This window comes from Streptomyces sp. CA-243310, from assembly GCF_050936775.1.
Classification (GTDB): domain Bacteria; phylum Actinomycetota; class Actinomycetes; order Streptomycetales; family Streptomycetaceae; genus Streptomyces.
Genome location: NZ_JBNJMF010000002.1, coordinates 2,723,807 through 2,738,023 on the forward strand (window position 1 = coordinate 2,723,807; position 14,217 = coordinate 2,738,023).

Genomic DNA, 14,217 nt, shown 5'->3' on the forward strand with positions numbered 1-14,217 from the left:
GATCGGCCCGCTTTCGAGGCGGTTCCGTCGTCCGTCCATCATCCATCACCTGCGCACCGGGCAACTCCCCCGGTCGCACAAGCGTCCTACACCTCATGACTGACAGGCGGCGGCCCCCTCGATGGTGGACGGAACTGCTCCTCCTCGGACTCCTCTACGGCGCGTACTCCGCCGGCCGGCTCCTCGCCCGGGGCGACACGGACCTCGCCGTCGGGAACGGCCTCGGCGTCCTGCGCGTCGAGGAAGTGCTGCGGATCGACTTCGAGCGCCCGCTGAACCGCCTGTTCTCCGGATCCCCCTGGTGGGGCGTGCCCGCCGATTTCGGCTACGCCTCGCTCCACTACCTCGTCACCCCGGCCGTCCTGCTCTGGCTCCACCGCCGACGGCCCGCGCACTACCGGTCCGCCCGCACCTGGCTGGTGGTCTCCACCCTGCTCGGGCTGATCGGCTTCGCCCTGATGCCCACCTGCCCGCCCCGGCTGCTCGACGCCGCGCACGGGTTCACGGACACGATGGCCCGGTACAGCGCGTACGGCTGGTGGGGCGGGGAGGCCGGCGCCCCGCGCGGGCTCGGGTCCTTCACCAACCAGTACGCGGCGATGCCGAGCCTGCACGTCGGCTGGGCCCTGTGGTGCGGGGTGCTGCTGTGGACCCACGCCCGGCACCCCCTCGCACGGGCCCTGGGGATCGCCTACCCGGCAGCCACCGCGCTGATGGTCATGGGCACGGCCAACCACTACTTCCTGGACGCCGTCGCCGGGGCCGCCGTGATGGGCCTGGGCCTGCTCCTGGCCCGCCGGTTCCGCTCGGGAACAGCCGGTTTCCGGCGTAAGACCACGATTGTCAGTGGCGGATGGGACACTTCCGCCCGTGAGCTCCTACCCGACCGGCGGCCCTCCGCAGAGAACACCGCAGACGACGACACTGCGGCAGCGGCTCGCTGACCTGCGCGGCCCCGCCGTGCCGCCCCGCCCGCTCGACGCCCGGGCGCTGGCCGCGCTCGCCGCCAACCCGGGCTGCGGCAGACGGGCCCTGCTCGACGGCGCCGGGGTGGACAAGACTGCCCTCGCGCAGGCCCTCGGCTCGCCCGCCCCCTTCGGTCAGTCCCAGTTCGCCATAGTCCGCGGCAACTCCTTCGAAGCCAAGGTCAAGGGCGACGGCGGGGCCGAACTCCTGCGCCTGGTCCACGAACGGCTCGGCGCCGGGAGCGAGCCCCCCGGCCCGGCCACCCCGGTGCCCGATCTCACCGCCGCCGGCCCCGAGGGACGCGCCGCCCGCACGGCGCTGGCCCTGCGCGAGGCCACGGCCGCCGGGACCTGGACGCTGCTCGACCACCCGATGCTGGCCCTGGAGGTGGCGGGCACGCCCGCGTACCTGGAGCCGGACGCCGTCGTCGTGCACCCCGACGGCCAGTGGACCGTCGTGGAGATCAAGTCGTTCCCGATGATCGACGGGGGCGCCGACGCCGCGAAGGTGGGCGCCGCCGCACGGCAGGCCGCCGTGTACGTGCTGGCCCTGGAGAAGACCGCGGAGAAGCTCCCCGGCTCCACCGTGGGTCACTCGGTCGTGCTGGTCTGCCCCAAGGACTTCTCCAACCTGCCCACCGCGGCGCTCGTCGACGTGCGGCGCGAACGCGCGGTGACCCGACGTCAGTTGGAGCGGCTGACCCGCGTCGAGGACCTGGCCGCCGCACTGCCGGAGGGGACCTGCTTCGATCCCGCCCGGCCGGCCGAGGAGCTGACCGAGTCGGTGTCCGCCGTCGGCGCCGCGTACGCCCCCGAGTGCCTGGCCGCCTGCGAGCTGGCCTTCCACTGCCGGGAGCGGGCCCGCGACGCAGACGAGGTGACCGCGCTCGGCCGGTCCCTGAGGGGCGAACTGGGCGGTCTGACCACCGTGGAGGCGGCCCTCGCGGCGGCCTCGGGGGCGGGCCCCGCCGAGGACCCGATCGCGGCGGCGCTGCACCGGGCCGCCCGGCTGCGCGCCGAGGCCCTCGCCCTCGTCCCCGCCCGGACGTCCCCGGAGGCGACCGCATGCCCCTGCTGAACACCCTCGCGCGCCTGGAGGCGGTCCGGGCGGGCCGGGCCCAGGCACTGGCGACCGTGCGGCACCGGCACCTGGGCGCGCGCCCGCTGGTCGTCGTGCCCCTGACCACCGCCGGCGAGGCCGGGGCGCCGCTGGGCGCCCTGGTCGGCACCGACCCGGCGGAACCGACGCTGCTCGTGGTCCCGCAGCCGCGCGACCGCGACCTGCGCTGGACCTTCCTCGCGGAGCTGGCCGACCTGGTCCTGCCGTACGTGGACGGGTACGCGGACGACGTCGAGCTGGTGGAGCGCAACGAGACCGATCCCGAGACGGGCGCCAAGAACAAGGTCGCCGCCGAGCTGTGCCTGGACGCCCCCCAACTGATCGTGCCCAGCCGGGCGGGCGTGGAGTACGTACGGCTCCTCGGTCGGTCGATGCGGTTCCGGCGGACGGCCGAGGAGGACCCGGAGAACCCGTACCCGGCGCCGGCCCGGGTGCCGCTGCTGGGGCGCTGGTTCACGCACCTCGGGGAGCGGGCGCGGGTGCCCGGTTCCTCGATGCTGTTGTCGGCGACGGACCTGCTCGGTCGGCACTGGGCGACGGGCCAGAGCAACCTGGAGGACCAGCACCTGGGCGCCCTGCTCGCCTGGATCGCACCGCCGGAGGGGGAATCCGGCGCGGAGGCGGCCCTGCGCGCCGAGGTGGCCCGGGACCCGCGGGGCGGGCTGCTGGTGCCGCCCGCCGGACCGGCCACCGACCCCGCCTTCGACAACCGGCTGCTGGCCCCGGCGATGGCCCGCTACGACGCGGCGCGCGCCTCGGGCGATCCGGCCGCCGTCGAGCGGGCCGAGCAGGCGGTCCGGGAACTCGTCGCGGACCAGACCCGCCCCACCTGGGCGGCGGTGTGGCGGGCGCTGGAACTGGTGCGCGCACTGCCCGCCGGGGAACGGACCGAGGAGCGCTGGACCCGCGACCGCTGGTCGTACACCGGGCACCGCGACCGGGTCCGGGCGGGCGAGCCCCCGCAGCCGCGCCGCGACGACGCGGTGACGGCCGCCCAGAAGCTGGCCACGCGCGAGACCGAGCAGGTCCGTCTCGACGCCCAGGAGGCGCTGGACGACCCCCTGGTGATGGCGGGTCGGCGGCTGTCCGGGGAGGCGTTCGCCGGCGAGGTCACCGAGGTGGTCATGGAGTGGACGCAGGCCAAGCGGCCGCGCCCGCGCCCGCTGGTGACGGTGGACACCGAGGACCGGCCGCAGTTGGCGGACGGCGGGGGCGGGAAGGTGTTCCGTTCGCTCGACGGACGCCCGCAGGCGGCCGAGTTCGTGCGGTTCGAGGAGGCGGGGCGGATCGTGCTGCGGCTGCTCGACAAGATGGGCGGCGGCAGGGAACCCACCCCCGGATCGGTGCCCGAGAAGGGCGACCGGCTCTGCTGGACGCTGTTCGAGCACGACGCGCGCGGCGGCCCCAGGCTGCCCGAGCCGGAGAAGACCCCGTGGACGCACGGAGGACCGCCGGCGCACCTGAGCGCCGACCGACCGCACCTGCCCGCGCCCGATCCCGTGACCGCCGAGGACCTGTTGTGAGCTTCGATCCGGGAGCGGCCGCCGACCGGGCGACCGCCGCCATCCTGCACGACACCCTGCACGGCGCGGAGCGGGGCGTCGTCGTCGACTCCCCGCCGGGCGCCGGCAAGTCCACGCTGGTGGTCCGGGCCGCCCGGGAGCTGGCCGCCGCCGGGCGCCGGCTGATGGTGGTCGCACAGACGAACGCGCAGGTCGACGACCTGGTGTTCCGGTTGCACGGCAAGGATCCGGGGCTGAAGGTCGGCCGGCTGCACAGCAGCGACGGCGACGCCTACGACCCGGCGCTGCGCGAGCTGCCCTCGGTGACCCTGTCGGCGAAGCCGGCCGACCTCGCCGAGCTGCCGATCACCATCTCGACGGCGGCGAAGTGGGCGTACGTGAAGGACACGGAGCCGTGGGAGCACGCCATCGTGGACGAGGCGTACCAGATGCGTTCGGACGCGCTGTTGGCCGTGGCCGGGCTGTTCGAGCGGGCGCTGTTCGTGGGCGACCCCGGGCAGCTCGACCCGTTCAGCGTGGTCGGCGCGGAGCAGTGGGCCGGGTTGTCCTACGACCCCTCCGCCTCGGCGGTGTCCACCCTGCTGGCCCACAACCCGCACCTGCCGCAGCACCGGCTGCCGGTGTCCTGGCGGCTGCCCGCGTCGGCCGCTCCGCTGGTGTCGCGGGCGTTCTACCCGTACAACCGGTTCCGCAGCGGCACCGGCCCCGGTGAGCGGCGGCTGTCGTACGCGGTCGCCTCGGACGGTTCGGGGCCGGACCGGGTGTTGGACGAGGCCGCGGAGTCGGGCTGGGGCCTGCTGGAGCTGCCCGCGCGGCACACGCCGCGGACCGACCCGGAGGCGGTGCGGGCGGTGGCCCTGGTGGTGCGCCGGGCACTGGACCGGGGTGCGGTGACGGAGGACGAACAGTCCGCGGGCCCCGCGCCGTTGACCGCCGACCGGATCGCGGTGGGCACCGCCCACCGGGACCAGGCCGCCGCCGTGCGGGCGGCGTTGACGGCGCTGGGCGTGCCGGGAGTGACGGTGGACACCGCGAACCGGCTCCAGGGACGGGAGTTCGACCTGACGGTGGTGCTCCACCCGCTGTCGGGGCGGCCGGACGCGACCGCGTTCCACCTGGAGACGGGGCGGCTGTGCGTGCTGGCGTCCCGGCACCGGCACGCCTGTGTGGTGGTGGCCCGGGCGGGCATAGCGGAACTGCTGGACGACCATCCGTCCTCGGAGCCGGTACAGCTGGGGGTGACGGTGAAGTTCCCGGACGGCTGGGAGGCCAACCACTCGGTGCTGGCGCACCTGTCGGAGCATCGGGTGGCCTGGCGTCCCTGAGGCGGGAGTTCGGGCGCCGACGTCATCGGTGGGGCCGCACCCACCCGGCGGGCCCGTCATCCGTCCGCGGCTTTGCCGGGGGCCACGTCACCCACCAGACTGCCCTTCGACGCACCGCACCGACAGCCGAAGGAACGAACACCCCATGACCCGTCTGCACGTCATCTACGCCGCGACCCGCCCCACCTCCTCGGGGCGCCCGCTCGCCGAGTGGGTCGTCGGCCGGGCCCGCGAGCACGGCGCGTTCGAGGTCACCCCGATCGATCTCGCCGAGATCGCGCTGCCCTTCCTGGACGAGCCGGAGTACGCCTCCAGCGGCATCTACACCCATCCGCACACGCTGGCGTGGAGCGCGCTGATCGACGCGTCCGACGCCGTGCTGTTCGTCCTGCCGATGTACAACGGCGGCTACACCGCCCCCTTCAAGAACGCCATCGACTTCCTCTACCGCGAGTGGCGGGGCAAGCCGGTCGGCATCGTCAGCTACAGCGCGGGCCCGACCGGCGGAGCGCCCGCCGCCGAGATGCTGCGCCCGGTCCTGACCCGTCTGGGCATGCTGCCCACCGAGCGTTCGGCGGCCGTCCCCGGCATCAACGCGCTGGTCACGGACGAGGGATTCGCGGCTCCGGAGGGGCTCGCGGAGGAGCTCACCGGCGTGTTCGACGACATCGCGGCGCTCGCGAAGGAGCCGGCGGGCGTGTGACACCCCGGGTGCACTCTTGCGCGACGTTGGACAATGGAGGGTGGCCCGGAAGGGACGACGTACGCGCAGCAGGAGGACACGCATGGCAGAGCCCGAGCGCACCGAGCGGAGGTTGCGGCCCGCGCCGCTGCTCTTCGAGCCTTCCGAGGTGGCAACGGACCCGGAGCACTTCTTCGACCTGGAGTCGATAGACGACCCGCAGGAGCTGCTGGCCCGTGCGACGGAGCTGACGCTGGCCTTCCGGGCGGCCCAGGAGCGCGCGGTGGAGTTCCAGGCCGTCGCCGCGGCGCAGCTGGCGGACCCGCGCCGGTTCGACCGGCTGCCCGCAGCGGCCATCGCGGAGCAGGCGGAGTGGACCGAGGACTACGCGGTCAAGATGATCGAGTTCGGCGAGACCCTGCTGCGGGACGGCCACCCGGACGGCCCCTAGGCCCTGTGGCCCGGAGTGGGCCGACCCGTGCGCCGCATCCGATCCGGGTGCGGCGCACGTCACATCTGGCATATGCGGGGCGCACCATACTCCCGACCGGTCGCCCCTGTCCCGGATTCCGGTAACTCCCCGGATTGGTCGCACTACCCCCGGTAGACCTGGGGGCATGACGACTCTGACCGGCTGCGCCGCCCGCGAAGTCCGCACCGCCCCCGCGTCCGCGACCCTCGTCACCTCCGAGGGCGCGGCCTGGCTCGCCTCCGCGTGCGCCCTGCCCCACGACACGCTCGCCGCGTGGCGGGCGCGGCCCGCCGCTCCGGCCGCGCTGCCCTGCGGGACCGCCTTCGACGTCGTCAACGTCCCGCTCGTGCTCGGACGCCGCATGCTCGACCTGCTGTGGGCCGAGGGGCCCGGCTCCGGGCCCGCCGCCGTGCACCGCGGCCGGACCCTGCTCTTCGCCGCGCCGGGCACCGCCCAGCGGCTGCCGGCGCTGCTCGCCTGGGAGGAGTGGGGCGGGGCCACGGCCGCCCCGCTCTGTCACGGCCGCGGCGACGCGGTCACCGTGCCCCCGCTGGCGCCCTCTCCGGGGCCGTCCCGCTGGCTGGTGGCCCCGGACTCCCGGCGGCCCTGGCTGCCGGGCGCCGATTCGCTGCTCTGGGCCTTCCTGCACGCCGCCCGCCTGCAAGTATCGATTTTTGGTTCGGCCGATCCTGATGCTAATGTCTAGCTCGTCACCAAGCGCCGCTAGCTCAGTTGGTTAGAGCAGCTGACTCTTAATCAGCGGGTCCGGGGTTCGAGTCCCTGGCGGCGCACAGACGGAGAAAGGCCCCCACGCGAGTGGGGGCCTTTTTCGTGCCCGCGAGTCCCCGGGACCGGGACCCGCGCGGCTACGTGGTGATCTTCACGGTGTACGCGCCGGACTGGGTCCGGTCCGCCACCTCGATGCGGATCCGTTCCCCCGGCACCGTGAACGTCTCGCCGACCTCCAGCGGGGCGTCCGCCAGCGGCGGGTACACGGACCGGTCCCAGCAGGCCTCGGTGCCCGGATGCCCGTCCAGCACCTCGATCGGGCCGCCGCCCGAGGCGGGCTCGTTGCGGACCCGGTAGACCAGGACGCCCTCGGTGCAGGTGTCCCCGTCGTTGCCGGCGGAGCCCCGGGCCTCGATGGCAATCGCACTGCCGGGGCCGGTGCGGACCACGGCCAGCCGGGTGCCGCCGGTACCTCCGTTGGGCACGCCCTCCGCGAGCGGTTGCAGGGTGTGCAGCGAGGAGCCGGAGCGCACGCAGTCGACCTGGGAGGGGCTCAGCCAGCCCAGCTTCCACTTGTGCCAGGCGAACAGGTCCGGGGCCATCCCGAACTGGCTGCCCATGACGTCCCAGTCTCCGACGTACGTGTCCCAGTCGCCCTTGCCGTCGGACGGCCGGTGGTAGAGGTCGGGCAGGTCGAAGACGTGCCCGGTCTCGTGGGCGAGGACGTTGCGGTCCGGCGGGTGCTGTTCGAAGACGGTGACGATCCGCCGCAGATCCGTGCCGTCCGCCCGGATGGGCCGGTCGAAGTTGACGACCTTGGTGGCGTCCGAATCCACTCCGGGCGCGTCCGGGTCGGCGACGAAGTACACGACGTCGTACCGGCTGAAGTCCACCGCGGGGTCGGCGGTGGCGACGGCGTCGCGCAGGTACGCGGCCCGGTCCTCGGGAGCCCAGTCGCGCCGTATGCCGTACGCGGTGGACGGCTTGGGCATGCGGACCCACTGCTTCTGGGGGTGCGGGACCAGCCGGAAGCGCCCGTAGGAGGCCCGCTGGAAGAACTCGCTGGTGGCGGGGAAGTAGTCGCCGGTCAGCTGCTCGGGCGTGACGGCGGTGCGATGGTCGGGGAAGGACAGGAAGACCATGACCGCGTTCAGGGTGCGCTCGGGCCGGGGGTACGCGCCGTTCCAGGTGTCCAGCCCGAGGGAGTGGTGCGCCGCCGTACGGGTCAGTGCGCAGGGACCGGCGCCGGAAGCGGCGGCTGCGGGGGTGGCGACGAGCGACATCGCGGCGAGCGCCGCCATGGAAGTGACGACGGCCGCCGTACTTCGGATGCGGGAGCGGTCCACTCCCCCGGGTGTCTGCTGTCGCGGCACATCGACCTCCGGTGGTGGATTCGTACCTTTCCATCCACCTTGAGGCGATTGTCTTATGAATGCCCTGTTCCGCTGCCCCACACGAGTGAGCAATACGTCAAGTCGGTGACCCCCGGACTTCACGGCCGCGCCTACAGAACGTCACGACCGATCACGGGAGATCAGCTGCGGCCCCCGGGCGTTCACAGCCGCGCAGGAACGATCACGCGTCGATCGGCCGACGATCCGTCATCATCGCGAACCACCGCCCTCCGTACGGCGACGCCGCTGGATAGGGCCGTCCGGCAGCCTCTATGATCGGCACACTTTCCTGCACGGACACTCACGAGCACTGCGGGAGCCAACGGTGAGCGGAACCTCAGAGGGAACCGGTTCGGCGGCCGACCGCATCCGATCGGCCACCACGGAGCGTCACCCGGCAGTGCCGGCCGTGCCCGGCATGTCGACCGAACCCGCGGCGGCCACCACGTCGGCCCCGCGGTCCCCGCGCACGTCCGGGGCACGCGACTACCAGGCCGCCTTCAACGCGGCCCACCTCGCGATGGCCGTCGTCGACCGCAGCGGTCACGTCGTCGTCGCCAACGAGGCACTCGCCGCGCTGCTGGGCGCCGAACCGCTCGCGCTCGTCGAAAGATCCGCCGCCGACCTGGTGGACCTCGCCGCGGAGGCCCGCACCTGGCAGGCCTACCAGGAGGTGCTCCGCGGCCGGCAGGCCCGACTGCGCTGCACCCGCCGCCTCAAACACCCCGACGGACACTCGCTGTGGACCGAGGTCACCCTCGGGCCGGTCCCCGGAAGCGGAGACGTCCTCCTGTCGGTCGCCGACATCAGCGACCGGCGCGACCTCCAGGCCCGGCTGCGCCACCTCCAGATGCACGACCCGGTGACCCGACTCCCCAACCGGACGCTCTTCTTCGAACGGCTCTCCGCCGCCCTGGAGCACTCCTCGTACGAGGACGGCGGCACGGGCCGGATCGGGCTGTGCTACCTGGACCTCGACGGGTTCAAGGCCGTCAACGACACCCTGGGCCACCGGGTCGGGGACCGGCTGCTGGCGGCCGTGGCGGCCCGGCTGACGCAGTGCGCCGACCAGTCCGGGTACGGGCGCACGAGCGGGCACCTGGTGGCCCGGCTCGGCGGCGACGAGTTCGCCCTGCTCGTCGAGGACTCCACCGGTACCGAGCAACTCGCGGACCTGGCGCGGAGCGTGTTGAACGCCGTGCAGGAGCCGTTCGACCTGGCCGGGCAACGGCTGTCGGTCTCCGCGTCGATCGGCGTGGTGGAGCGGGCTACGGCAGGGACCTCCGCGACGGGGCTGATGCAGGCCGCCGACACGACCCTGTACTGGGCGAAGGCGGACGGCAAGGCCCGCTGGACCCTCTTCGACCCGGAGCGCAACGCTCACCGCATGACCCGGCAGGCCCTGTCGTCGACGCTGCGACCGGCCGTGGAGCGGGACGAGTTCCGCCTGGAGTACCAGCCGCTGGTGGACCTGGAGAGCGGGACGGTGCGCGGGGTGGAGGCCCTGGTGCGCTGGAACCACCCGCAGTTCGGCATGTTGACGCCGAATCGGTTCATCGGGATCGCCGAAGAGGACGGCTCCATCGTCCCGTTGGGGCAGTGGGTGTTGCGGACCGCCTGCCGGCAGGCGCGCCGCTGGCAGATCGAACAGCCCAGTGACACACCGGTGTTCGTCTCCGTCAATGTCGCGGTGCGCCAGGTGTGGGACTCGGACCTGGTCGGCGATGTCGCGGAGATCCTCGCCGAGACCGGACTGGCCCCGCAGCTGCTCCAGTTGGAGCTGACGGAGTCGGCGGTGATGGGCTCGGCGGGCCGGCCGTTGCAGGCGCTCCAGGCGCTGAGCGACATGGGTGTGCGGATCGCCATCGACGACTTCGGCACCGGGTACTCGAACCTGGCCTACCTGAGCCGGTTGCCGGTGTCGGTGCTGAAGTTGGACGGCTCCTTCGTCCGCGGGTTCCGCTACGAGGAGGGCTCGCACCCGAATCCGGCCGACGAGACCATCGTGGAGGCGCTCGTGCAACTCGCCCACCGGCTGGGGCTGACGGTCACCGCCGAGTGCGTGGAGACCGCCGGTCAGGCGGCGCGCCTGCGCCGCGTGGGCTGCGACACGGGCCAGGGCTGGCTGTACTCGCGCGCCGTGGCCCCGGAACGGATCGCCGAGATGATCGGCTCGCGCCCCGGGGCGTAGGTCCTGTCGTCGAAGTGGCGCCGGTGAGGCCCGCGGTGTTCGGCGCCGGTGAGGCCCGCGCGGTTCAGCCGAGCTTCTCGCCGTACACGCGCTCGACCGTCATCGTCATCAGCACCCTGCGGTCGGACACCATCACCGACCGGTACTCCTCCCAGTCCGGGTGCTCGCCGGCGGCGAGGCGGTAGTAGTCCACCAGCGCGTCGACCTCGGGGCCGTGCGGGTCGGCACCCGGGCCGACGAGCGTCACGGGTCCCTCGGCGGTGGCCCAGGAGCGGCCGTCGGGGGCGGTGACCTCCAGGGCGGCCCGCGGGTCGCGGCGCAGGTTCGCCGTCTTGGCCCGCCCCTCGGTCATCGAGACGTGCAGCAGGCCCGACTCGCGGTCGTAGAAGGGCATGACGGGGGAGAGTTGGGGGAGGCCGCTCGACTTGATCGTGGCGAGGACACCGAGTCGGCTCCCCGCGAGCAGCGCGCGCGGTTCGAAGGGCGTGGCAGTCATGTCCGGAGTCAACCCGACACCGGTCGGGGGTTGTTCCCGACGCGCCGGTGCGCGAACACGGCCACCCCCGCCCCGGGAGGGGGCGGGGGTGGCCGGCGCTCGGCGCGGGGTGGGGGGATCAGCAGGCGCCGAGGTCCTTCCAGACACCCCATTCACCGGTGGAGCCGGGCACCTCGTTCTGCGTCCACCACTGGGCCTTCCACTTGTGACCGTTGTGGGAGACCTCGGTGCCGCCGGTGTAGACCGTGCCCGCGACGTACGCCGGGACCGAGCCGCAGCCGGTGGGCGGCGTCGTCGGAGGCGTGGTGGGGGGCGTGGTCGGCGGGGTCGTGGGCGGAGTGGTCGGAGGCGTGGTCGGCGGGGTGGTCGGCGGCTGGGTGGTGCCGCCGAGGGCGTCCGAGATCTGGTTCAGCAGCGTGGTGTTGTTGTCCAGCCCGAGGAGGGAGTACATCATCGCGCCGGCCAGGCCGCGCTGCTTGCCGTAGTCGACCCGGGCCTGGATGGACTTCTGGTTGAGGCCGGTGAAGAACTCGCCGTCCTTGTAGAAGTACGAGGCCTTGGCCTGGTCGTCCCAGAAGGTGTTCGCCGGGTTGTCGACGAGGCCGCCGAGTTCCTTGTAGTTGGCGATGCCGGCCTGCTGGCTGGTGGGCCGGGCGCCGGAGGCGCCGGTCGCGGACTGGGCGAGGCCGTTGTTCGCCCCGGCGGGGACGCCCCTCCAGCCGCGGTAGTAGAACTCGTAGCCCAGGGTCAGCTTGTTGGCGGGGAAGCCGCCGGTGATGCCGTAGGCCGGGTTGCCGTCGATCCAGGAGTCGATGGCGTTGTCGATGCTGTACTTCTGGGTGCCCGGGGCGATCGGGTCGGTCGGGTCGCCGGCCGGGGAGTACAGCGGGGACTGGTGGTACGTGGGGCCGTCGCTGTCCCAGGCGCCGTGCATGTCGTACGTCATGATGTTCGCGTAGTCGAGGTACGCGCCGATCTTGTCCGTCTCGATGTACTTGATCTTGTCCTGGCCGGCCGGGAGGGCGGAGGTCAGCAGGTACTTCTTGCCGCCGTTGGCCGCGCCGTAGGCGTCGAGCTGGCTGCGGAACTCCTTGAGCAGGAGCGTGAAGTTCTGCTTGTCCTCGGGGGCGTAGTGGTTGCCCAGGTGCCCGCCGGAGGAACCGGGGTACTCCCAGTCGATGTCGATGCCGTCGAAGATGCCGGCCGCGACGCCCTGGCCGCCGTAGCCGCCTTCGACCGGCAGGTTGCCCTTGATGTACTGGTCGATGCAGGACGTCACGAGCTTCTTGCGGGAGGCGTCGGTCTTGGCCGCGTCGCTGAAGTACTTCGAGTAGGTCCAGCCGCCCAGCGAGATGTTGATCTTCAGGTGCGGGTACTTGGCCTTCAACTGCTTGAACTGGTTGAAGACGCCGACGATCGGCTGGTCCCACTTGTCGGCGACCCCGCTGACGCTGTCGGCCGCGCTGAAGGACTTCTGGTAGTCCGCGTACGAGTCGCCCGCGCCGTCACCGGCGTTGGGGTTGTTGTCGTCGCCCGCCGCCTTGTTCGCCTCGAAGCAGGTGAGGTTGGTGGGGTGGATGTTGCCGAACGAGTAGTTGATCACGTCCAGCTTGCCGGCGATGCCGCGGGTGTCGAGGTGCTTCGGGTAGAAGGCGTTCCCGTACACGCTCCACTGGTCGTAGTACGCGATCTTCACGCCGCCGGCGCTCGCCGTGCCGGCGGAGCCCGCGGCCTGGGCGGTGCCGAGGCCCGCGAAGCCGGCCAGCGCACCGGCTGCCAGCGCGGCCGTGGCGGCGGCCGCGACGAGGGGTTTACGGATGTGCATGAACTGACTCCGGGGGGTGGGAGGGGGGGAGCATCGGCTTCAGGTGAGAGAAGTGATAGCGATCACCCCGGCCCTCAGTCAATGGTTTGGACCAAAGAAGGACTAGACCAGTCAGGCGCCAAAAGGCCTTGTCAGAGACCTGAGGGCATACGCGAAACCGCTCGCCACCCCGGGTGACGAGCGGTTTAAGGCTGCACTAAGCCATGTGCGGGCAAGGTTTTGGCAACAAACCAGCCAAACCCCGTTCTTGTGCGCTCAGGCGGAGTTCGAGTCCTCCGTCGGCATGCCGTACGCATCTGCGATGAGCCCGTAGGAGCGCAACCTGGCCTCCCCGCCGTGGGCGTTGGCGGTCAGCATCAGCTCGTCCGCACCCGTCCGCTTCACGAGGTCGTCGAGCCCCTCGCGGACCTCGTCGGGGGTGCCGTGGACGATGTTCGCGAGCCAACCGTCCACGAACTCCCGCTCCAACGGCGAGAAGGGGTACGCGGCCGCCTCCTCGGGCGTCGGGACCAGACCGGGCCGCCCGCCGCGCAACCGCAGCATCGACAGCGCGCCCGTGAGCACCTGCGCCCGCGCCTCCTCGTCGGTGTCGGCGGCCAGGGCCGCGGCGCCGATCAGGGCGTAGGGGGTGTCGAGCACGGCCGAGGGCCGGAAGCTCTGCCGGTACAGGTCCAGCGCGGGAATCGTGCCGGCCGCCGAGAAGTGGTGGGCGTACGCGAAGGGCAGGCCGAGCTCGCCGGCGAGGCGGGCGCTGAAGCCGGAGGAGCCGAGCAACCAGATCGGCGGTCGACCGGCGGGGCCCTGCACGGGGCCGGGTACGGCGTGCACCCGGGCGTAGGGGTGTCCGTCGGGGAAGTCGTCGTCGAGGAAGCGGATCAGTTCCCCCAGCTGTCGGGGGAACCCGTCGGCGGCGTCGTCCGCCCGCCCGGCTCCGCGCAGCGCGGCCGCGGTACGGGGGTCCGTGCCGGGTGCGCGCCCCAGCCCGAGGTCGATCCGGCCCGGGGCGAAGGCCTCCAGGGTGCCGAACTGCTCGGCGACGGCCAACGGGACGTGGTTGGGCAGCATGACCCCGCCCGAGCCGAGCCGTATCCGGGAGGTGTGGGCGGCGAGGTGGGCGAGGATCACCGCCGGGGAGGAGCTGGCCACGCCGGGCATGGAGTGGTGTTCGGCCACCCAGTGCCGGTGGAACCCCCGGGATTCGGCCAGCCGGGAGATCGCCACGCTGGTGCGCAGCGACGCGTGGGCGGTGCTGCCGGCCCCGACGGTGACGAGGTCCAGCACCGAGAGCGGGACCGGAGCGTTCCCCCGCACGGTCCCCCGGATCGGATCCGCCGCGCCTCCCGTCCCGGCTGCCCTGATTCCCTCGTTCCCGGCGTCACTCATCGTCGCTCCCGTCCCGTGCGGCCCTCGCGGCTTCCTGCATGTCCGTACGAGGAATTCGAACCATCGCGGGGGCCGGGGCATTCCCGACGGACCGCCGAGCCGGCCATGCCTG

General features: G+C 72.9%; 12 protein-coding genes and 1 tRNA gene. 9 read left to right on the forward strand and 4 right to left on the reverse strand.

Annotation, left to right across the window (positions count from 1 at the left end; genetic code table 11):
* Positions 1–95: 95 nt before the first annotated feature.
* The 8 genes from ACQEVM_RS29860 to ACQEVM_RS29895 all read left to right on the forward strand — a co-directional run bounded on the left by ACQEVM_RS29860 (position 96) and on the right by ACQEVM_RS29895 (position 6,878).
* The gene (locus ACQEVM_RS29860) at positions 96–944 is read left to right on the forward strand and encodes a phosphatase PAP2 family protein (protein WP_433084103.1); all 849 of its coding nucleotides are present in this window, start codon (positions 96–98) and stop codon (positions 942–944) included.
* Entirely contained in the window at positions 871–2,043 is a 1,173-nt protein-coding gene (locus ACQEVM_RS29865) for a hypothetical protein (protein WP_433084105.1), read from the forward strand. The genes ACQEVM_RS29860 and ACQEVM_RS29865 overlap by 74 nt, the downstream gene beginning before the upstream one ends.
* Complete coding sequence (locus ACQEVM_RS29870; RefSeq protein ID WP_433084107.1) at positions 2,031–3,608, forward strand: hypothetical protein; 1,578 nt, start codon at positions 2,031–2,033, stop codon at positions 3,606–3,608. Before ACQEVM_RS29865 ends, ACQEVM_RS29870 begins: the two co-directional genes overlap by 13 nt.
* Positions 3,605–4,933 carry an AAA domain-containing protein gene (locus tag ACQEVM_RS29875; RefSeq protein ID WP_433084109.1) on the forward strand — a complete coding sequence of 443 codons (1,329 nt, stop codon included), beginning with the start codon at positions 3,605–3,607 and terminating at the stop codon, positions 4,931–4,933. The genes ACQEVM_RS29870 and ACQEVM_RS29875 overlap by 4 nt, the downstream gene beginning before the upstream one ends.
* A gap of 145 nt (positions 4,934–5,078) precedes the next feature.
* On the forward strand, positions 5,079–5,636 hold the full coding sequence (locus ACQEVM_RS29880) for an NADPH-dependent FMN reductase (protein WP_433084111.1): 558 nt from the start codon (positions 5,079–5,081) through the stop codon (positions 5,634–5,636).
* 82 nt (positions 5,637–5,718) lie between these two features.
* Entirely contained in the window at positions 5,719–6,066 is a 348-nt protein-coding gene (locus ACQEVM_RS29885; protein ID WP_433084113.1) for a hypothetical protein, read from the forward strand.
* Between the two features lie 166 nt (positions 6,067–6,232).
* A complete protein-coding gene (locus ACQEVM_RS29890) occupies positions 6,233–6,793 on the forward strand; it encodes a bifunctional DNA primase/polymerase (RefSeq protein WP_433084115.1) in 561 nt (186 codons plus the stop codon).
* A gap of 11 nt (positions 6,794–6,804) precedes the next feature.
* Positions 6,805–6,878, forward strand: a tRNA-Lys gene (locus tag ACQEVM_RS29895).
* A 75-nt stretch (positions 6,879–6,953) separates the two neighbouring features.
* Here ACQEVM_RS29895 and ACQEVM_RS29900 read toward each other — a convergent pair.
* The gene (locus tag ACQEVM_RS29900; protein ID WP_433084117.1) at positions 6,954–8,189 is read right to left on the reverse strand and encodes a M6 family metalloprotease domain-containing protein; all 1,236 of its coding nucleotides are present in this window, start codon (positions 8,187–8,189) and stop codon (positions 6,954–6,956) included.
* A gap of 439 nt (positions 8,190–8,628) precedes the next feature.
* On the opposite strand from ACQEVM_RS29900, the gene ACQEVM_RS29905 reads away from it, so the two are divergent.
* Positions 8,629–10,401 (forward strand): putative bifunctional diguanylate cyclase/phosphodiesterase, encoded by a 1,773-nt coding sequence (locus ACQEVM_RS29905; RefSeq protein WP_433084119.1) that lies wholly within the window; start codon positions 8,629–8,631, stop codon positions 10,399–10,401.
* 64 nt (positions 10,402–10,465) lie between these two features.
* Here ACQEVM_RS29905 and ACQEVM_RS29910 read toward each other — a convergent pair whose 3' ends face one another.
* The 3 genes from ACQEVM_RS29910 to ACQEVM_RS29920 form a co-directional block, all read right to left on the reverse strand.
* Positions 10,466–10,897, reverse strand: coding sequence for a PPOX class F420-dependent oxidoreductase (locus tag ACQEVM_RS29910; protein WP_351755640.1), 432 nt, complete (start codon positions 10,895–10,897; stop codon positions 10,466–10,468).
* A 118-nt stretch (positions 10,898–11,015) separates the two neighbouring features.
* Complete coding sequence (locus tag ACQEVM_RS29915; protein WP_433084122.1) at positions 11,016–12,722, reverse strand: glycosyl hydrolase family 18 protein; 1,707 nt, start codon at positions 12,720–12,722, stop codon at positions 11,016–11,018.
* A gap of 255 nt (positions 12,723–12,977) precedes the next feature.
* Positions 12,978–14,105: an LLM class flavin-dependent oxidoreductase gene (locus ACQEVM_RS29920; protein WP_433084124.1), complete on the reverse strand. Its 1,128-nt coding sequence runs from the start codon at positions 14,103–14,105 to the stop codon at positions 12,978–12,980.
* Positions 14,106–14,217 lie beyond the last annotated feature (112 nt).

What these genes read in the sequence shown, in the direction of transcription:
- ACQEVM_RS29910 (WP_351755640.1), bottom strand. Translation starts at nt 10,897, where the DNA reads ATGACTGCCACGCCCTTCGAACCGCGCGCGCTGCTCGCGGGGAGCCGA.
- ACQEVM_RS29885 (WP_433084113.1), top strand. Translation starts at nt 5,719, where the DNA reads ATGGCAGAGCCCGAGCGCACCGAGCGGAGGTTGCGGCCCGCGCCGCTG.
- ACQEVM_RS29905 (WP_433084119.1), top strand. Translation starts at nt 8,629, where the DNA reads ATGTCGACCGAACCCGCGGCGGCCACCACGTCGGCCCCGCGGTCCCCG.
- ACQEVM_RS29880 (WP_433084111.1), top strand. Translation starts at nt 5,079, where the DNA reads ATGACCCGTCTGCACGTCATCTACGCCGCGACCCGCCCCACCTCCTCG.
- ACQEVM_RS29915 (WP_433084122.1), bottom strand. Translation starts at nt 12,722, where the DNA reads ATGCACATCCGTAAACCCCTCGTCGCGGCCGCCGCCACGGCCGCGCTG.
- ACQEVM_RS29890 (WP_433084115.1), top strand. Translation starts at nt 6,233, where the DNA reads ATGACGACTCTGACCGGCTGCGCCGCCCGCGAAGTCCGCACCGCCCCC.
- ACQEVM_RS29870 (WP_433084107.1), top strand. Translation starts at nt 2,031, where the DNA reads ATGCCCCTGCTGAACACCCTCGCGCGCCTGGAGGCGGTCCGGGCGGGC.
- ACQEVM_RS29920 (WP_433084124.1), bottom strand. Translation starts at nt 14,105, where the DNA reads ATGAGTGACGCCGGGAACGAGGGAATCAGGGCAGCCGGGACGGGAGGC.
- ACQEVM_RS29860 (WP_433084103.1), top strand. Translation starts at nt 96, where the DNA reads ATGACTGACAGGCGGCGGCCCCCTCGATGGTGGACGGAACTGCTCCTC.